General features: G+C 71.8%; 17 protein-coding genes. 12 read left to right on the top strand and 5 right to left on the bottom strand.

Annotation, left to right across the window (positions count from 1 at the left end; all coding sequences use genetic code 11):
* Positions 1-87 precede the first annotated feature (87 nt).
* From IEY99_RS31945 to IEY99_RS31930, 4 genes are all read left to right on the top strand, one after another.
* Positions 88-492: a hypothetical protein gene (locus tag IEY99_RS31945; protein ID WP_189207838.1), complete on the top strand. Its 405-nt coding sequence runs from the start codon at positions 88-90 to the stop codon at positions 490-492.
* Between the two features lie 106 nt (positions 493-598).
* Entirely contained in the window at positions 599-1,594 is a 996-nt protein-coding gene (locus IEY99_RS31940) for an ArsR/SmtB family transcription factor (protein ID WP_189207837.1), read from the top strand.
* Positions 1,595-1,701: 107 nt separating this feature from the next.
* The gene (locus tag IEY99_RS31935) at positions 1,702-2,130 is read left to right on the top strand and encodes a peptidase inhibitor family I36 protein (protein ID WP_189207836.1); all 429 of its coding nucleotides are present in this window, start codon (positions 1,702-1,704) and stop codon (positions 2,128-2,130) included.
* Between the two features lie 75 nt (positions 2,131-2,205).
* Entirely contained in the window at positions 2,206-3,111 is a 906-nt protein-coding gene (locus IEY99_RS31930) for a hypothetical protein (protein ID WP_189207835.1), read from the top strand.
* 93 nt (positions 3,112-3,204) lie between these two features.
* Here IEY99_RS31930 and IEY99_RS31925 read toward each other — a convergent pair whose 3' ends face one another.
* The gene (locus tag IEY99_RS31925; protein WP_229799447.1) at positions 3,205-3,504 is read right to left on the bottom strand and encodes a ribosomal protein L7/L12; all 300 of its coding nucleotides are present in this window, start codon (positions 3,502-3,504) and stop codon (positions 3,205-3,207) included.
* A 91-nt stretch (positions 3,505-3,595) separates the two neighbouring features.
* Entirely contained in the window at positions 3,596-4,183 is a 588-nt protein-coding gene (locus tag IEY99_RS31920) for a hypothetical protein (protein ID WP_189207833.1), read from the bottom strand.
* Positions 4,184-4,901: 718 nt separating this feature from the next.
* On the opposite strand from IEY99_RS31920, the gene IEY99_RS31915 reads away from it, so the two are divergent.
* From IEY99_RS31915 to IEY99_RS31890, 6 genes are all read left to right on the top strand, one after another.
* Positions 4,902-5,330, top strand: coding sequence for a DUF6086 family protein (locus tag IEY99_RS31915; RefSeq protein WP_229799446.1), 429 nt, complete (start codon positions 4,902-4,904; stop codon positions 5,328-5,330).
* Positions 5,331-5,513: 183 nt separating this feature from the next.
* On the top strand, positions 5,514-6,452 hold the full coding sequence (locus tag IEY99_RS31910) for a dienelactone hydrolase family protein (RefSeq protein WP_189207832.1): 939 nt from the start codon (positions 5,514-5,516) through the stop codon (positions 6,450-6,452).
* 530 nt (positions 6,453-6,982) lie between these two features.
* Positions 6,983-7,612: a hypothetical protein gene (locus tag IEY99_RS31905; RefSeq protein ID WP_189207831.1), complete on the top strand. Its 630-nt coding sequence runs from the start codon at positions 6,983-6,985 to the stop codon at positions 7,610-7,612.
* A gap of 142 nt (positions 7,613-7,754) precedes the next feature.
* Positions 7,755-8,621, top strand: coding sequence for a hypothetical protein (locus tag IEY99_RS31900; protein WP_189207830.1), 867 nt, complete (start codon positions 7,755-7,757; stop codon positions 8,619-8,621).
* Positions 8,622-8,626: 5 nt separating this feature from the next.
* Positions 8,627-9,796 carry a P-loop NTPase family protein gene (locus IEY99_RS31895; RefSeq protein WP_189207829.1) on the top strand — a complete coding sequence of 390 codons (1,170 nt, stop codon included), beginning with the start codon at positions 8,627-8,629 and terminating at the stop codon, positions 9,794-9,796.
* Positions 9,745-12,858 (top strand): WD40 repeat domain-containing protein, encoded by a 3,114-nt coding sequence (locus IEY99_RS31890; RefSeq protein ID WP_189207828.1) that lies wholly within the window; start codon positions 9,745-9,747, stop codon positions 12,856-12,858. The genes IEY99_RS31895 and IEY99_RS31890 overlap by 52 nt, the downstream gene beginning before the upstream one ends.
* Positions 12,859-13,012: 154 nt before the next feature.
* Here the strand turns inward: IEY99_RS31890 and IEY99_RS31885 are convergent, their stop codons facing one another.
* On the bottom strand, positions 13,013-13,732 hold the full coding sequence (locus tag IEY99_RS31885) for a response regulator (RefSeq protein ID WP_189207827.1): 720 nt from the start codon (positions 13,730-13,732) through the stop codon (positions 13,013-13,015).
* Positions 13,675-14,805, bottom strand: a complete 1,131-nt coding sequence (locus IEY99_RS31880) for a sensor histidine kinase (protein ID WP_189207826.1) — start codon at positions 14,803-14,805, stop codon at positions 13,675-13,677. Before IEY99_RS31880 ends, IEY99_RS31885 begins: the two co-directional genes overlap by 58 nt.
* A 120-nt stretch (positions 14,806-14,925) precedes the next feature.
* Here IEY99_RS31880 and IEY99_RS31875 point away from each other — a divergent pair, with 120 nt between their 5' ends.
* Both IEY99_RS31875 and IEY99_RS31870 read left to right on the top strand, forming a co-directional pair.
* Positions 14,926-15,471, top strand: coding sequence for a hypothetical protein (locus IEY99_RS31875; protein WP_189207825.1), 546 nt, complete (start codon positions 14,926-14,928; stop codon positions 15,469-15,471).
* Between the two features lie 17 nt (positions 15,472-15,488).
* Entirely contained in the window at positions 15,489-15,839 is a 351-nt protein-coding gene (locus IEY99_RS31870) for a DoxX family protein (RefSeq protein WP_189207824.1), read from the top strand.
* 375 nt (positions 15,840-16,214) lie between these two features.
* Here the strand turns inward: IEY99_RS31870 and IEY99_RS31865 are convergent, their stop codons facing one another.
* Positions 16,215-17,669 carry an ATP-binding SpoIIE family protein phosphatase gene (locus tag IEY99_RS31865; RefSeq protein ID WP_189207823.1) on the bottom strand — a complete coding sequence of 485 codons (1,455 nt, stop codon included), beginning with the start codon at positions 17,667-17,669 and terminating at the stop codon, positions 16,215-16,217.
* Positions 17,670-17,938: the final 269 nt, after the last annotated feature.

Below are 17,938 nucleotides of genomic sequence, written 5' to 3'. Positions count from 1 at the left end.
CGGCATGGCACGCATTGTGCGGTATGGCTGTCAGCGATCGGCGCTATTGCGCGGATCGGTCACCACGCCCGGAGCGAAGGAGGGGTCATGACTCTGGATCGGGACGACCTGAGCAGGCGGCGGAAGGCCGCGCTGGAGGCGCTGGGCTGGGGATCTGCGCGGTCGGGCGTGGCCGGATTCGCTCCCGGGGCGGTCAGCATCCCCGGGGTGATGCTCAACGACCTGGCGACCTACCGGGCGATCTACAAGGCCTACTTCGACCGCAGACCCACCGATGAGGACATCAAGAGCATCCTCAAGAAGAGGGGCCTTACGGCACTGATTCTGCTCAAGTCCGTCTCGACGGCCAGAGGCCTCGCACAGGCTTTGAACCCGGTACCCAATCCGGTGACAACCGAGTTCGCGGTGGCACTGTGCGCCTCGTCCACCGCAACCGGAGCAGCGCTTTTCATTCTCGGATGCGACCACATCTATCGGAACGGCTCTTTCTAGCCGCGCGACGACCCGCGCCGAGCCGTCGGCGACGGTGGCACCGTGATGTGCATCGCCCTGCCCGGCAGGCGCTGGCTTCCCTGATCGCGGCCACCACAATGGAGTCATGGGGAAAGGTACTCTGAGTATCGTCTTCAACGCCCAGGACATGGCCCGGACCACCGTCCAGGAGTCGGCCGATCCCATGTGGGAGCTGGTCTTCAGCCTTCACCGCCTGCAGACCGAGGTCGGCTATCTCAACCATCTCGACTGGCACCGCCAGGTGCGGCACGACATCCGCGCCACCGGGCTCGCGCCTCTGCTCCGGTCGACCCTACTGCCCTTGATGCCGTTGTCGTCCTACTTCCCCGACTTCCTCACCCCCTCGACCGGATCCGGCGAGATCGAGGAGGTGATCGACATCATCGCCGGCACGCCGGGCGCCCAGCTGCGCCGGCAGGTGGAGACGATGATCGCCAGAGGCCGGAAGCTGCCCTCCTGGACGGCCGATCTCGCCGCCGGCCAGCCGGCCGCCCGCCGCCATCTGAGCCAGGGGCTGCAGCGCTACTTCGACATCGCCGTACGCCCGCACTGGCCGGCGATCGGGCGGCGGGTGACCGAACACCGCCTGGTCCGCCAGACCGGGGTGTTGCAGGACGGCATGGGCTCGCTCCTGAGCGGGCTGTCGCCCTCGATGCGCTGGCAGCCGCCGGTGCTGCAGGTGCACGGGTATCCGCGGGACCGGCGGCTCGTGCTCCAGGGCCGGGGCATCACCCTGATCCCGTCCTACTTCTGCCAGGGCAACCCGGTCGCGCTCGCCGACCCGGCGCTCGAGCCGGTTCTCGTCTACCCGGCGCCGCGCGAGGAGTCCGGCCCGGTCGGCCCCGGATTGTCCCCCGACGGGGTGGACGTGCTGCTCGGCCGCACCCGCGCCGCGATCCTGCGCGCCGCGTCGCTCGGGACCTCGACCACCGAGCTGGCCCGGTGCACCGGGACGTCACCGGCGACCGCCAGCCATCACACCGCCGTCCTGCGCAAGGCCGGCCTGCTGACCAGCCACCGGATGGGCAAGCAGACCCTGCACCGGATCACGGACCTGGGCCGCCGCCTGGCCGGCGCCTAGCAGGTCCGCCGGGACACGTTTCGACCCACATCGAAAGGTTCCGATCCTCCGCCGATTCTGGGTCAGGCTGGGCGACGACCGGAACGACCGATGGGAAAGGGAAGAACATGAAGCATCACGCCCGGCGGGTAGCGACCGTCCTCGCCGCGCTCACCCTGACTGCCGGGGCCTTCGCCTCGCCCGCGCAGGCCGCGCCCGGAAACGGCAAGACCCCCGCCCCCGCGGGTGACGTGTCTGTGCAGGATCTCGGAGACTGTCCCAGCCAGTACGCGTGCCTCTGGACGCTGAACAACTTCACCGGTAGCCGCTGGCAGGGACGCAACGCGAACTCGACCCTGCCCTCCTTCATCGACAACAACTCGTGGTCCTCCTACAACCACGGCGTGAACTGCACGGTGCACTTCTGGACGGGAGCGGGCTACAGCGGCATCGGCTTCCACGAGGGCATCGGCAGCCGGCGCGCGGACCTGCGCCTGGACCGCCGCCCCGACGGCGGCACCTGGGCCGACGTCATCTCGTCGATGAACTGGTGCTGATCAGCCGATTCGCGGGTGCCCCGGCGGAAGCGGGGCACCCGGTCGGATCCCGCGACTTCGGAGCGAGGCCAAACGATGCGTCCTGCGTACCGGTCCCTGCTGATCTCGGTGCTGGCGGCCGGGGCCCTCGCCGGCTGCGGTCACCACCGCGCGCCGCCGGCGGCACCGGCACCGGCCCGCCTCGACGAGGCGACCGTCGACATGATCACCAATACCGGCGACTACGCCGAGCGGCGACATCGGGTCGACCGGGTCGACGTGTCGCTCACCCGGCAGTGCATGAGCGCCGCCGGCTTCGCCTGGGCGGGCGTCGCCGACCGGCCGCAACCCGACCCGAGCGGCAACCGCGCGGTGAGACTCGACTACGCCCGCAGGCACGGGTACGGACTGTCGGACGGCCCGGCGGCCCCCGGACCGGAATCGGCCGGCCCGGAGGTCGGCGACGGACTGCGTACGGCCCTGCTCGGCCCGGCGAACGACCTTGCCCGGCTCGACGCGCCCGAGGGCGTCGTGTACTCCTTCCCGAGGCAGGGCTGCGCGGCCCGCTCCCACATCGCGGTGTACGGCGACCTCGACACGTGGGCCCGGATCGCATACCTGCCGCAGGAATTCAACCTCCGGCTGGAGTCGCAGGCCAAGGCCGACCCGCGCTACACGGCCAGACTGCGGGAGTGGAGCAGCTGCCTGGACAGGAAGCACTACTCGTACGAGTCGCCCACCGCCGTCGTCGAACAGCTCACGGCGGCGTACCGCACCGACCGCCGGACGCTCGCGCAACGCCGGGCGTCGGAGATCGAGATCGCGGTCCAGGACGTACTGTGCGACTTCGAGGTCCGCTTGTCGGCGACCGCGCTGGAGCTCCGCCGCGAGTACGCCCAGCGCCTCGCTCCCGCCGACCGCGCGGAGCTCACCCGGCTGTCCACCCTCTTCGGCGCGGCTGAGCAGCGCAGCCGGACGCTCTCCGAGCCCGCCACCGGCTGACCTCGCGCACGGTTTCTCATCGCGACCGCCGAGGAGCAGCCGTCATCCCAGGCCGCCCTGCCTGTACTCGTCGCGACCGCCGAGAAGGAGCCGTCATCCCAGGCCGCGCTGCCTGGCGAGGAGTTCGACGGCGTCCTTGGCCTCTTTGAGGCCGGCACCCGTGGCCTTGCGGTACTCCTTGATGGCCTGGATCTTGTTGCCGGCGAGCAGTTCCTGCAGGACGGGACCGGGAGCCTCCGGCTCCGGTTCGCGGACGCCCAGATGATCCATGATCAGGCCCAGCCTGCGTTCGACCGCCGCCAGCCTGTGCGCCTGGGCATCCGCCGTGGCGCGGCGGCCGCCGGCGACGAGCAGGACCACCAGCATGAACGGCAACATCACGGCGAACGGCACGATCCACTCCATGCCCGCCATTCAACACGGGCCGCTCCGGCCGCCGATCCCGGGCCCGCGCCACCGCGCCGGCGACCCGGCACGGTGGGTCTCAGCGCGCCGAGCAGAAGTCGCGCAGGGCCGCCTCGTCGGCCGGGTCCATCCATTCGTACGTGCCCCGCAACTGGTCCGCCCGCTGGTCGACCGTCGTGATCGTCGCCGCCATGTCGCCCCACGGCATGCTGACGTGCAGCAAGGTACGCACGATGCCGGGCGGCAGGTGGACGCTGCCGGCGGGCGCGGCGCGCAGCAGCAGGCCGCTGGTGGAGACGTCCTCGACCTGACCGGCCACCGCCACCAGCCGGCGGCCCGGTTCGGAGTCGAGCTGGGCGGTGCCCGTCGCGGCGTACGTGCCGGGGCGCCGGACGGCACCGCGCCGCTGGACCACGTCGGTGGGTGGCTCGCCGGTGAGGGTGAGGGTGCCGTCGCGCAGCTCCGCCTCGACCCAGGTGACGCCGGCGGTGCTGACCAGCTCGAGGATGCCGAAGCGGCGGCTGCCCGGGCCGTCCGGGCCGAGCACCGGGATCGGCGGCAGCTCGGCCACGAACGCCGCACTGACCTCGGCCAGCGCGATCAGCGCGAGCGGCTGCTCGCCCGGGCACCGCAGCAGGAGCGTGCTGCCCGCCGGTACCGTGACCATCGGATCTCCCCGCTCGTGAGGTGGTCTTCCCCGAACGGTCTCACGGCCGGCTTCCGCCGGGCGGCCAACCGAGCCGAACCGTCACGCTTCCGGCGTACGCGCCAGAAACCGTGACGCCTCGGTCATGGACTGCCCTGACCGCGGAGACGCTCCTGCAAGCCCTGGCGGAGGAGCTGGAGCAGGCACCGCCCGAGGCCGGCGGCCGCGCCTCGGCCGCTGTCCTGGCCCGCGCTTTTGGAGAGGGCGCTCGCCCCCGGCTGAGTGGTCATCCGTGGCCGAGAAACCGCCGAAAACGGGGTTCTGCCCCGCGCCAAGCGGTGATCACCTCTGTCCGGCGCACCATCGAGCGCATCCTTCTACCCGGCGGCGGCGCCCAGGGCGGGGGCGTACCCCCCTTCTGTTCCGGTCGTGTGGCGAAGCCGAAGGCCAGGCCTGCAAGTCCCGGACGTGGGGGGCCAGCGCGGTGGTCGCCGCGTCACCCAGCGGGACCGCTCGGACATAGAGCTGGAAGACTCCGAAACGGCCGTCCCGGCTCGTCGGCGTGTACTCCACCCGGAATTCGGCGATGTCCCCACCGGCCGCCGTCATCGCTCGAGGCACCGCCCGGTGCCAGATCAGCCGCCAGGGCCGGCCGGTAGCGCTGACCTCCGGCGGTCGGGCTCCCGCGTCCTCCGACACGTTGGCGGCGCGGACGAGCGGCGGCTGCGATCATGGCGCGGTGAGTCAGTACTTCGACGATGCGACGACCGGGGAGACGCTCTGGAACCCGGCGACAAGGGTGGCGCAGCTCTTCTTCCGGATGACCGAGGCGTTGGTGCCGGTCGCCGGCCGGCCGTGCGGCGTGGTCGATCTGCAGATCGACGAGTACGCGGTAGACCCGGAGGCGTTCGCCGCGTTCGTCGACGCGCTGGTGAGGGAGTATCTCGCGGCGAACCATCCGATCTTCAAGGCGATGCTGGCCGGATACCTCCCGCAGGCGGTGGTGATGGTCGAGCGCAGCGGGCGGACGGTAGCGGCGTTGACGGCACCGGTGGAGCGCTCGAACGAGGCCGTCTCGCTCACCGTCGACGCGTTCGACCCGGCGGGTGACGGGCGCGACCTGGTCCAGCGGGCGGCGGCAGCCGCACGGGCGATGCCGACGGGCTGAGCCCGGCGGCACGGCCTGGTCCTCGGGCGACCGAGTGAGCTGGCCCGCCGCATGGTCCGGGTGCAGGCCGGCTGACAGGTGGCGGACCGCCGGTTACCTCACCGCCTCGATTGTCGAAGATGTAATGACCAAGTAACATCAGGTAACTCCATAGACACTTCTCGATCTACGGGAGCGTCTGACATGCCGCGACACGCCTCACCCGCAGCACCACGCCACTCCGCACGGCCGGGCCGACGCGCCCGCCTGGTGAGCACGCTGGCGATCGCGGCGACGCTGGTCGCCCCGGCGATTGCGCACACCCCGCCGGCCCGTGCGGCGCAGGCGCCGGCCGTGGTCGCCGGGAATCCGTACGAGCGTGGCCCGGCGCCCACCGTGGCCAGCATCGAGGCCGACCTCGGCCCGTTCGCCACCGCCACGACCACCGTGTCGCGCGGGAACGCCACCGGGTTCGGCGGCGGGACCGTCCACTACCCGACCACCACCTCCGCCGGCACCTTCGGCGCCGTCGCCATCTCCCCCGGCTACTTCGGCACGCAGTCCAGCATCGCCTGGTACGGCAACCGGGTGGCCTCCCAGGGCTTCGTGGTCATCACCATCGACACCCTCAGCATCTTCGACGAGCCCGACAGCCGCGGCACCCAACTGCTCGCCGCGCTCGACTACCTGACCCAGCGCAGCAGTGTCCGCCGCCGGATCGACGCCGGCCGGCTCGGCGTCATGGGCCATTCCATGGGCGGCGGCGGCAGCCTCGCGGCGGCCACGACCCGCCCTGCGCTGCAGGCGGCGATTCCGCTGACCCCGTACCACGACAATGCGAACTGGTCCCCGGTCCGCGTGCCCACCCTGGTGATCGGCGCCGAGAACGACACCACGGCCCCGGTCGGCTCGTACGCCGAGCCGTTCTACACCAGCCTGCCGGCCACTTTGGACAAGGCCTACCTCGAACTCGACAACGCCGGCCACGCGGCGCCGATCTCGTCCAACGTCACCATCGCGAAGTACAGCATCTCCTGGCTCAAGCGCTTCATCGACAACGACACCCGGTACGAGCAGTTCCTCTGCCCGGCGCCCAGCGGACCGGCCATCCAGGAGTACCGCGACACCTGCCCCCACTCCTGACCCCGCCGCCGCAGCCACCCACACCGGCGATGGTGGCATGCGGCGAGCATCGGTGATCGTAATCATCTGGTGACACGGAGCTCCGGCCGCGGCGGCCTCGCTCCACCACTACGGCGGATTGTCGTTCGTCGCGGGATTCACCGAACGCTGGGCGCAGGACACCATTGTCCGCAGCATCCCGATCGCGCCCTCTCCGGCTACCACTCCGGGTCAGCGACGAACGCAGTGAGCGAACGGCCGGAGAATACCGCGGGCACGATTCATCAGGGCGAGGTTCCGGGACATATGTCCCGGGCGACGTCCGGATGTCGCGCCGAAAACCTCTCGGCGTAGCCGATATGGCCCGCCTCATCGGTGCAAGGTGCATGCCAGACCGGTGCAACCGGACCCCGTCATGGTCGAGGAGTGAAATCCCTTACCGCCGAAACGGGCAGGGGAACGAGCTCATTTCGTCCTGCCGCACAGCATGCGACAGGAACGGCACGCCCACCTTTCTGAAAGGACTCACCATGACCGACAAGGAGATTGTCATGAACCCTCACCGTCGCGCACTCGTCGCGCTGCTCCGCGGCGCTCTGGTCGTCGCCGCACTGGCCGCACCGGTGGTCGGCACCGGTACGCCGGCGCAGGCCGTACGGTGTCAGGATTGCGGTGACGGCGAGGACGGGTCCGGCGGTGGCGGATCCACCGGCGGCGGTGGATCCACCGGCGGCGGTGGCGCGAGTGGCCCTGCGTCGCCTCCGGCGGACAGCTACATTGCCGCGGACCTCACGAAGACCTTGCGCGAGTTCGACGGCGACGTCGACAGCGGGGTGGTCGTGCAGAACGGTGACTGGGTCCAGTACAGCTCCTCGGGTCAGATCTGGGCCGGAGTCTGGTTCACCGGCGAGAACGGGCCGAACGGCTGGCCCGGCTGGCGTGCCGACAACGACTCGCCACTGCCCGGCGCGGCGCCGTTCTCGGTGCTGGGCAAGACCAACGCGGACGGTTACTTCTTCGTCGGTGCGCATTCCCAGCGGCCCTACCAGAACTGCACGAGCGGGCCCGGTCAGGACACCCTGCACCTGCGGATCAACGACGACACTCCCGGCAACGGATCCGGTGCGTTCACCGTACGCATGATCGTGTACCGGCCGACCACCCCGCCGAGCTGCCCCTGACGACCAGCGGGACGGGCCCGGCCGAAAGGACGGGCCCGTCCCGGTGGGAGGTGCTGATCGAGTGAAGGTGCACAGGCATATTGTCTCTTTTGCCGGAATGTCGATAGTGTCGGTGCTGCCCGGTTCGGAGAGGGAGTTCGCCGTGAGTGAGCTGGTGGGCGTGCACGGGATGGCCAAGCATCAGCGCGGGCGCCACCAGCTGCTGCGGTCGTGGACGCCGGCGCTGGCCGACGGGCTGGAGCGGGCGGTAGGCCACCCGGTGGAGCAACCCCCACTGGATCTGGCGTTCTACGGCGACATCTACCTCCGCGAGCCGGCCGGCCCGGCCACGAAATCCGGCGATGACGAACTCCCGGCGGAAGCACCGGAAGAACTGCGGGGAATGGACACCGTCGAGACCGCCGAGGTGGTCGAGGCGGCCGCGGAGGCGGTGACGCCGGCGGAGCTGAGGGCCGCTGCCGACGAGGACCTCAAGGCCTATACGCGTACGCCGCGACCGGTGCAGGTGGTGCTGCGGGCACTCGACCGCCGGTTCGGCGCCGCGGCCGGAATCCTGTACGTCGGTGTCCTGCGCCAGGTTCGCCGATACCTGTCCGACCCCGGCGTCAAGGCGCGGGTCGACGCCCGCGTGGAGCAGGCCATGACCGGTGGGTGCACGGTGTTGATCGGGCATTCTCTCGGCTCGGTCGTGGCTCACGAGTACCTGCGGCAGCATCCCGGCAGCGGCGTCCGGCTGTTCCTCACGGCGGGTTCGCCGCTGGGGTTGCGGATGATCCGCAGCCGGCTGCCGGCCGGCCGCGTCGACGTGCCGGCCTGGGTCAACCTGCGGGACCTGCGCGACCCGGTTGCCTGCGCCGGCGAACTGCGCACCTGGTGGCCGCAGATCGATGCCGGCGACGAGGTGGTGGTGGACAACGGCGGCGACGCCCACGAGGCCGAGAGATATCTGAGCCGGCAAGCGGCCGGGCGGGCGGTGCTCCGGGCGCTTCCGCACCTGGCCGCAGGGTGACCGCCGTGGACGAGAAGATCCTGCGTCGTCATTTCGTTGCCGTCGCCACCACCGACTACCAGGACCCCAGATTCGCGGCCCTGCCCCGGGTCGGCGAGGAGGTGCGGGAACTGCAGCGGTGGTTGTGTGCCGAGGACCTGGGCGCACGCCGGTTCGAACCCCGCTATCCGGAGCTGGCGGACAACCCGGACGAGGATCAGATCCGGGTACTGAAGAAGATCGCCCGCACCAACCAGTGGAGATGCAGCCACGCGGTGGTGCTGTACGTGACCGGCCATGGCGCGCTCGAGCACAACACGCACTTCCTCGTCCTGCACGACAGCGACAAAGACATGCTGTCGTCGACGGCGGTACGCACCTCCGACCTCATCGGATGGCTGCACGACACCTCCGTCGAGCACATGATGATCATCCTCGACCTGTGCTACGCCGGCGCGGTCCAGAAGGACATCTGGGAACTGAGCACGAAGCTCCGGCCGACCTGGCTCGTCCTGACGAGCGTCGCCCGGGACCAGAAGGCGGTCGTCGGCGCGCTGACGACGGCGATCACCCAGTTCCTGAAGGATCTGCAGGCGCCGACCGGGCGCCAGTACGGCGAGAACAGCTACATCGACGCGGCGGATTTCGTCAACGGGGTACGCGCACTGCTCGGGCCGACCCAGAGCTTCACACCACTGGGCTGGGTGAGCGGCCCGCACCCGTGCCTGCCCAACCCGCACTACCGCCGGGACCGAGCGGTCGAGGTGGGCATCGCCCGCCACGACCTCGCCCTGCCCCGTCAGGACGTGGAGACCCATTGGGGACCCCAGGCCCGCGGAGTGGCCACCGACGACCAACCCGGATGGCTGTTCACCGGCCGCGCCGCGCTGATCCGCCAGCTCATCGCCGCCGCCTCCGGACCCCCGGCAGCGACACTCGTCACCGGAGGAGCCGGCAGTGGCAAGTCCGCCGTCCTCGCCCGCCTGGTCACGCTGAGCGATCCCCAGTTCCTCGACGACCATGCCGGCGAGGTCGCCGCCATCCCCGCCGACCTGCGCCCCGACGCCGGCGCGGTCGACGTCGCGGTGGTGGCCACCGGAAGCTGCACACCCAGGTTCTGGCCCAGCTGTGCTCCGCGTTGCAGGTGCCCGCGCCGACGAGCAGCCACGCGGAGCCCACCATCGAGGAACGGCTGACCGCCTGGCACGACTGGCTGGCCGACCGGCAACGACCGGTCACCATCGTCGTCGACGCGCTCGACGAAGCGGCCAATCCCCACACCCTGGTCCATGAGGTCCTGGCACGCCTGGAACCGGACCCGGGGAGACCGCGGATTCGGCTACTGGCCGGAGTGCGCTCGCTCGCCGCGGGCGAGGAACCGGCAACCTTCCCCGGCCCGGGCTCGCTGGCCGACCTCACGGAAACGGCCCTGCATGCCCGGCGGATCCGCGCCGACGAGGCACCCTGGTGGGACCAGGGCGACGTCGTCGCGTACGTCGACAGCATCCTGCGCAACACCCCCGGGTCGCCGTACCGGAACGCCGGCGCGGCCACCGCGGCCGAGGTCGCCGCCGCTCTGGGCAGCCGAGCCGGCCGCTCGTTCCTGATCGCCCGCATCGCCGCCTCGTCGCTCGCCGCGCGGGAAACCGTCATCGCGGCCGACGACCCGGGCTGGCTCAGCGCCCTCGACCACGGCGTGCTCGGCGTGTTCCGCCAGGACCTGCACCACAGCCTCACCGATGCGCGCAGACGCCGTACGGCCGTCATCCTGCTCCGCGCGGTCGCCTTCGCCTACGGCGCCGGCTTGCCCTGGCGCCACATCTGGCCGCTGGTCGCCCACGCCGTCGACGACGAGGGCGGCTACTACGGCGACGACCAGATCGCCGACCTGCTCGGCTCCCGGCTCGGCGCGTACCTCGTCACCGACACCGAGGACGGCGTCACGGTCTACCGCCTCTTCCACGACCTGCTCCGCAGCACCCTGCGCGACCGCTGGCGCGAACTCGCCGCCACCTCTGCCGGGAACGAGCGGGGGCAGACGCCTGCCGATCCCACGGACCCGGTCACCGGCGCGGACGTCGTCATGGTCGAGGCGCGGATCGCCCGCGAGCTCACCCGCCTCGCCGACGTCCCGGTCACCGTCGACTGTGACCGCCCCCCACCGCCGTACGTACGTCGCCACCTCGCCGAACACGCAGCGGCCGGCGGCGTCCTCGACGACCGCACCATCCCCGAAGCGTTCCTGCCCTACCTCGACCCGGTCCGGCTGCGCGCCGCCGCGGCGAGACCGCCCTCCACCCTGAGCCTGCGACCCCACCTGCCGCAGCTGCCGACCATCCGCCAGGTCACGCACGAGTGGCAGTGGGACCGACCAGCCCACAACGCCACCGTCCTCGCTCTCCGAGTCGCCCTCCGCGGCCGGCCCTTCGACCAGCCGATCGGCGGCGCATGGCAGGTCCGATGGGCGGTTGCCTTCCAGGAAGACCCCAGCTGCGAAACCCTCGTGCGCAACGTAGACATGGTGTTCGGCTTGGCCACGGCGGTGTTTCCCGACGGACGGGTGGTCGCGGTCACCGGCAGCAGCGACAAGACCGTGCGGGTGTGGGATCTGGTCACCGGCACCCCCGTCGGGCAACCGCTGACCGGACACACGGACTCCCTCTGGGCGGTGGCCACGGCGGTGTTGCCCGACGGGCGGCTGGTCGCGGTCACCGGCAGCAGTGACAGGACGGCGCGGGTGTGGGATCTTGTCGCTGGTACCAGTGTCGGGCAACCGCTGACCGGGCATACCGATGACGTCAGGGCGGTGGCCACGGGGGTGTTGCCCGACGGGCGGCTGGTCGCGGTCACCGGCAGCCACGACAAGACCGTGCGCGTGTGGGACCTGGCCACCGGCACCCCCGTCGGGCAACCGCTCCCCGGGCATACGTCCTATGTGCCGGCGGTGGCCACGGCGGTGCTGCCCGACGGGCGGGCCGTCGCGGTCACCGGCAGCAGCGACGAGACGGTCCGCGTGTGGGACCTGGCCACCGGCACCCCGGTCGGGCAACCGCTGGCCGGGCATACCGACGACGTCAGGGCGGTGGCCACGGCGGTGCTGCCCGACGGGCGGGCCGTCGCGGTCACCGGCAGCAGCGACAAGACCGTGCGGGTGTGGGACCTGGCCACCGGCACCCCGGTCGGGCAACCGCTCGCCGGACACACGAGCGGCGCGATCGCGGTGGCTACGGCGGAGCTGCCCGACGGGCGGGCCGTCGCGGTCACCGGCAGCAGCGACCAGACGGTGCGCGTGTGGGACCTGGTTTCCGGCTCCACGGTTCGCCGACCGTTGTGGGGAACCCTTGCCGAGGTGCGTGCCGTGGCCACGGCGGTGCTGCCCGATGGGAGGGCCGTCGCGGTCACCGGCAGCCACGACACGACCGTGCGAGTGTGGGACCTGGCCACCGGCGCCCTCGTCGGGCAACCGCTGACCGGACACACGACCCCCGTGTGTGCGGTGGCTACGGCGGTGTTGCCGGACGGGCGGGTGGTCGCGGTCACCGGCAGCAGTGACCACGCCGTGCGGGTGTGGGACCTGGCCACCGGCACCCCGGTCTGGCCGCTGATCGGACACACGGACTCCGTGTGTGCGGTGGCGACGGCGGTGCTGCCGGACGGGCGGGTGGTCGCGGTCACCGGCAGCAGTGACAGGACGGTGCGCGTGTGGGACCTGCCCACCGGCGACCCTGTCGGGCAACCGCTGACCGGACACACAGCCTCCGTGTGTGCGGTGGCTACGGCGGTCCTGCCGGACAGGCGGGTGGTCGCGGTGACCGGCAGCAGCATGGACGGGACGGTGCGGGTGTGGGACCTTGTCGCCGGTACCGCTGTCGGGCAACTGACCTGGCGCGGGTATCTGATCGGCGCGCGCACGGTAGCCACGGCGGTGCTGTCCGACGGGCGGGTGGTCGCCGTCGGCGGCGAACTGAACCTTCTGAGGGTGTGGGATCTGGCCACCGGCACTCCTGTCGGGCAGCCCCTGGTCGAACCCGGAGTTTCCGTGGATGCGGTGGCCACAGCGGTGCTCACCGACGGGCGAGTCGTTGCCGTCGCGGGCTGCGGCGGCGGTCAGGTGCTCGTATGGGATTTCGTCACCGGCAGACAGCTCGCGCAGTCCCGGTTCGGTTTCGGGGCTGGTGCCCTAGCAGTGCACCAGGCCCGCGCCCCTGAGTTCGTCATCGGGGGTGCCGGTCTCGCTGTCGCGGAACTGTTGTGGTGACCGTACGAGGTGGGTCGAGGCACCTCCGGGACATCCGCGTCGACCAGACGCTGTACGCCGCATGCGCTGGGGCAAGGTAGCCCGGAGTCTGTCCGTCCACGCGGCTGGTGGCGATCCGTCCCGCCGCCCCGGCGATGCGCATCGGCGGCTCCTGTCACGGCATCGCGGTGCCGGTGTCCCAGACCCACGCGGCGACGCCGACCCGGTTGGGTGCGCCGATCTTGCGCTGGATGTGGGCCAAGTGGTTCTTCACGGTTCCGGGTGACAGGAACAGCGCGGCGGCGATCTCCGCGTTGGTCATGCCCTGTGCCACCAGCCGGGCTACCTCCTTCTCGCGCCGGGTCAGCGGCTCGCGTGGGGCGCCCGGCCGCGCCGGACCGTTCCCGCCCGCCGCGGCCCTGAAGGCGCTCAGCAGGCGTACCGTCACCTGGGGGCTGATCAGGGCGTCGCCCGCCGCAGCGGCGCGGACCGCCTCGGCCAGCAACGCCGGCCCCGATCGCTTGAGGATGAAGCCGCACGCGCCGTTGCGTAGCGCGGCGTGCACGTACTCGTCCAGGTCGAAGGTGGTCACCACGACGACCCGCATCGGATCCGCCACGCCCGGGCCGGCCAGCATGCGGGTGAGTTCCAGCCCGTCGAGACCGGGCATGCGGATGTCGGCGAGCACGACGTCGGGGCGGACCGTACGAGCCAGGCCGGCCGCGGTGGTCCCGTCCGCGGCGTCGGCGACCACCGTCATGTCGGGCTGGGCGTCCAGGATGATGCGGTACGCGGTGCGCACGTCCTGCTGGTCGTCGGCGATCAGGACCCGGATCGTCACGACGGGACCGCCGGCCGGGTGCCCGCCAGCGGCAGCGTCGCACGAAGACACCATCCCGCCGGGGCGCAGGGGCCCGCCTCGACCATGCCGCCGAGGAGCCGGACCCGCTCGGTCAGGCCCGCGATCCCCAGCCCACCCTGGCGCGCCGGGAGGATCGCCGGCGCCGCTCCCCCGTCGTCGCGCACCTCCACCGTCACGAGGTCGCCGGAGGTCCGCACCGCCAGATCGACCCGGGTCGCGCGCGGCGCGTGCCGCCGGATGTTGGTGAGGGCCTCGACGATCACCCGGTACGCGGTGCCGCTGATCTCCCGCGGCACGTCCGCAGCGACGTCGACCCGCATCGTGACCTCCTGAGCGGCGGAGAACCGGGCCACCAGATCGGGCACGTCGTCCAGCGTGGAGCCGGGCCCGGGCTCGCTGTCGTGCAGCAGCCGGACCGTCCGATCCATGGACGCCAGCGCTCGGTGCCCCGCCTGCTCGATGGCCTGCAGGATCCGCGTCACCCGATCCGCCTCGCCGGCGGGCAGCAGCTGCGCGGCCTGAGCCAGCGCGAGGATCCCACTGACGTCATGAGCCACGAAGTCGTGCAGCTCGCCGGCCAGGTACAGGCGCTGGTCGCGCCGCTCGGCCAGCACCGCACGCCGGCGCTGCACCTCGAGCAGCCGCAGATATCCGCCCACCGCACCGGCGCCCAGCCCCACCATGGCCCACACCGCGCAGCCGGTGAGCGTCAGCGCCGACATCGGCGCCCCGACCCGCAGCACCCAGCTCCCCACACCGGCCACCGCCGGCAGGGCCGCCACGGCCGCCCGTCGCGGCGGGAGCCGCCGGGCCGCCACCGCGACCAGCGCGAGCAGCGCGACCACCTCGACGAGCGCGAGCGGCACCGGGAGCCGCGGCTCGACGGGCCGGAGCAGGAGATGTGCCGCCGTGCCGGCCAGTGAGGCGGTTCCGGCCGCCGCCACCACCGGTGCGGTGCGCTGCGGCCATCCCAGCACCGCCACCACCGCGGCGGCCACGGCGGCCACGGGCAGCACCGGCAACGGGCCGATCATCGCCGTGCCGGCGGCTCCCGCCAGCGTCAGCGATGCGGTCGCCGCCGCACCGGCACCGTCCCGCTTGCTCATCGCGGCAACTGTAGGGGATGCGACCGGTGCGCGCATGTGCCGATCGGCACATCCCGGTGGCGGTACAAAGGGCCGTTCCGGCATCTGGGGCGGGCCCGTACCCGGCCGCACACTCGGGTCATGACATCGTTGATCGCCACTCCCGCCCCGCCTCGATGGGCGGTGTGGGCCGCCCGCGCCGTGCCGCTGGCACTCCTGCCGTCGGGCCTCTGGCGGCTCGCGCTCGGTGCGGGCATCCCGGTCGGCTTCAGCGGCCAGCTGGCCCGGGACTTCGCCGCGCCCGGCTGGGCCATCACCACCTATCTCGTCGTGCTGAGCCTGGTCGCGGAGGGGTTCGGGCTGCTCACCCTGGGCCTGGTACGACCCTGGGGCGAACGGTTTCCCGGGTGGCTGCCGGTCCTCGGTGGCCGGCCGGTGCCGCTGCCGGCCGCGGTGGTTCCTGCGGCCCTCGGCTCGGCCGCCGTCACGGTCCTGACCATCGCCATGGCGGTGACCTGGTACGGCCCGGACACCAACGGCCACCCCGACTCCCCGCACGGAATCGCCGGCGCCGTCATGACCCTCTGCTATGCACCGATGCTGCTGTGGGGCCCGCTCCTCGCCGCCGTCACGGTTTCCTACTACCGTCGGCGCACCGGCGCTAACCGACCGTCAGACATCCGGTAGACCCCGAAGGAGAGCAGTTGTACGCCGCCTACGTCACCGTCACCATCCTCGCGTCGATCCTCACCGGAATCGCCGCCGTCACCTACCTGACCGGTCACGACTATCCGAAGGCACAGGCGGACATGAAACGGGTGCCACGGTCGTGGCTGCCGGTGCTGGGCACGGCGCTGGCCGCGGGCTCGCTGGGCCTCCTGGCGGGCTTCGTCGTGCCGCTACTGGGAACCGTTGCCGCTGCCGGGCTCGTGCTCTACTTCCTCGGCGCGCTCGTGGCGCATCTCCGGGTGGGCTCGCGCCAGCTGGTGGGCTGGGCGGTGTTCTTCTCCACCTCCGTAGCCGCCCTGACCGTCAACTTGACCCACCATTGGTGACCGAAGGGGTGACGGCCGTCGAAGGGATCGACGCCGGCCCACCGGACGGCCGGCCGGGTGACGAGCAGTCCCATCAAGAGGTGCACGGGTAGCGCGTTCACCAGCTCGCGCACGTCTCCATGGGAGATCAGGAGAATTAACAGCGGCGCCGGCAGGGCGAACACCGCGAGCGCCGCCGCCCTGAACCAGAACCACCGGAGGTCCGCCATGGCCCGCAGCACCGCCACCTGGCCGGCGGCGCGCAGCAACGCGACGACATGCAGCGGGAACACCCACCAGGGAGGCCAGCACGTTCACCACGACGTGTTCCCATGCCGGGGAATGATCCGGAGCTAGGACACGCGGCGGCCGGGCGCGATCCCGCACACCGAACGTTCACGGGCGGCCGGCGACATCTTCACACGTGGTTCCTCGCGGCTCCGTGAGGTGCATCATCATGGTGAGGCAGGTGCCGGACGCGGTGGGGTGTACCTGGATCCCGTCGGTGAGGTTCCGGACCAGCCACAGTCCCCGGCCACCGACGCTGTCGGGACTCGGCGGCATCGGCATAGATGGCGAGGTGCCGGGCAGGCCGGGCAGGCCGGGTCCGTTGTCAGTGACGTCACACAGCAGCGTGGCCTCGGAGATCCGCAGGTGCAGCTCGCCGCCGCCGGAACCGTGGCGGACGGCGTTGGTGAGCAGTTCGTAGACGGCGACGGTGAAGTCGTCGAGCTTCGGTGGCGCCAGGCCCGCCCCGACCGCGCATCGTTGGGCGGTGCGGCGCAGGTCGCTGATGTCCTCGGCGGTGAAGGTGGTCCGCAGCAGCGTGCGGTCGCCGGCGGCGCGGAACCGCACGATCACGAGCGCCTGGTCGTCCTCGCCGCCGGTGGTCGCGGTGAGCACGGTGTCGGCCAGGGTGTCGGCGGTGGCATGGGCCGGGGCGGCGGCGATCCGCCGGTGCAGCTCGGCCACGCCGTCGTCGTAGGTGCGGTCGCGCCGCTCGATCAGGCCGTCGGTGAAGAGCAGCAGTGTGTCGCCGGGGCCGATCGCCACGGAGGTGACCCGGCAGTCCGCCTGGATGAGTCCCAGCGGCGGGTTGCGCTCGAGGACGAGACCGGCCGGCGGCCGTCCCGCACGGACGAGGACCGGCGCGGGGTGGCCGGCACCCACCATGTCGGCGCGCCCTTCGGCGGGGTCGATGAGCACGACCACGGCGGTGCCCCAGAAGTTGCGGCCGAGCAGGGCCGTGAAGCGCGCGAACAGTTTCTCCGGCGGCACCTCCAGGCGGATCAGCGTGTTGATGACCGTACGGAGTTGCGCCATGTCCGCGGCGGCCTCGATGTGATGTCCCACGACATCGCCGACGACGATCGCGAGGCGGTTGCCGGCCAGCGGGATGAGGTCGTACCAGTCTCCGCCGAGGTGCAGACCGGTCATGGCGGGCCGGTAGCGCAGGGCGATGTCCAAGCCGTCGGGAATGGCGGGCGCGGTGGGGTGCAGACGGGCCGCGAGCCGGGTGACCAGCTGGTGTTCGGCGGCCACCAGACGGGTGCGTTCGAGCGTCTGCTCGCACAGGTCGGCGACTGTGGCGAGGGCGGCGTGGTCGGCGGCACTCAACCGCCGGGCGCCTGCCCAGTCGAGTGCAAGAGCCGCGACAGGACGGCCCTCGGAGTCGTGCAGGGGCAGCGCGACGGGGGCGTCGCCGTCCGCCGGCACGGCTTTCCGGCCGGTCCGGACCGCCTCGATGATCGGGCTCGCGTCTGCTTCCGCCGGTCCGCCGCCGGCGGGATCCCGACCTTCCGGTACTGCGCGGCGGTGCAGCTGAATCCGGTCGCCGTCCTGGCGTACCAAGGACCGGCACCGTCGCGCGCAGAACGGCCGGCACCGCGTCGAGAATGACCTCGGCCGCATCGGCCGGCGTGCGCGTGACGCTGAGCCTGGCGGCCAGCTCGGCCATCGCGGTGGTGGAGGCGATCAACTGGCTTCGCTCCAGCGCCTGACGGGTGAGTTCCGCGACGGTGTGCAGCAGGCTGCGGACCGCGCCATCGCCGACCGGCGAGTCCCAGCGGATGAGCAGGGCGGGGGCCGAGCTGTCGGTGCCGTGGCACAGGGGGATCCGG

Origin of the sequence: Couchioplanes azureus, from assembly GCF_014648355.1 — a bacterium.
Taxonomy (GTDB): Bacteria; Actinomycetota; Actinomycetes; order Mycobacteriales; family Micromonosporaceae; genus Actinoplanes; species Actinoplanes azureus.
The sequence above is the reverse complement of the archived record's forward strand: the minus strand, read 5'-3'. Positions and strand labels throughout refer to the sequence as shown.

Bases quoted from the DNA above. Each gene is read 5' to 3' on its own strand.
- IEY99_RS31945 (WP_189207838.1), top strand. From the start codon at position 88: ATGACTCTGGATCGGGACGACCTGAGCAGGCGGCGGAAGGCCGCGCTG.
- IEY99_RS31940 (WP_189207837.1), top strand. From the start codon at position 599: ATGGGGAAAGGTACTCTGAGTATCGTCTTCAACGCCCAGGACATGGCC.
- IEY99_RS31935 (WP_189207836.1), top strand. From the start codon at position 1,702: ATGAAGCATCACGCCCGGCGGGTAGCGACCGTCCTCGCCGCGCTCACC.
- IEY99_RS31930 (WP_189207835.1), top strand. From the start codon at position 2,206: ATGCGTCCTGCGTACCGGTCCCTGCTGATCTCGGTGCTGGCGGCCGGG.
- IEY99_RS31920 (WP_189207833.1), bottom strand. From the start codon at position 4,183: ATGGTCACGGTACCGGCGGGCAGCACGCTCCTGCTGCGGTGCCCGGGC.
- IEY99_RS31910 (WP_189207832.1), top strand. From the start codon at position 5,514: ATGCCGCGACACGCCTCACCCGCAGCACCACGCCACTCCGCACGGCCG.
- IEY99_RS31905 (WP_189207831.1), top strand. From the start codon at position 6,983: ATGAACCCTCACCGTCGCGCACTCGTCGCGCTGCTCCGCGGCGCTCTG.
- IEY99_RS31885 (WP_189207827.1), bottom strand. From the start codon at position 13,732: ATGGTGTCTTCGTGCGACGCTGCCGCTGGCGGGCACCCGGCCGGCGGT.
- IEY99_RS31880 (WP_189207826.1), bottom strand. From the start codon at position 14,805: ATGAGCAAGCGGGACGGTGCCGGTGCGGCGGCGACCGCATCGCTGACG.
- IEY99_RS31875 (WP_189207825.1), top strand. From the start codon at position 14,926: ATGACATCGTTGATCGCCACTCCCGCCCCGCCTCGATGGGCGGTGTGG.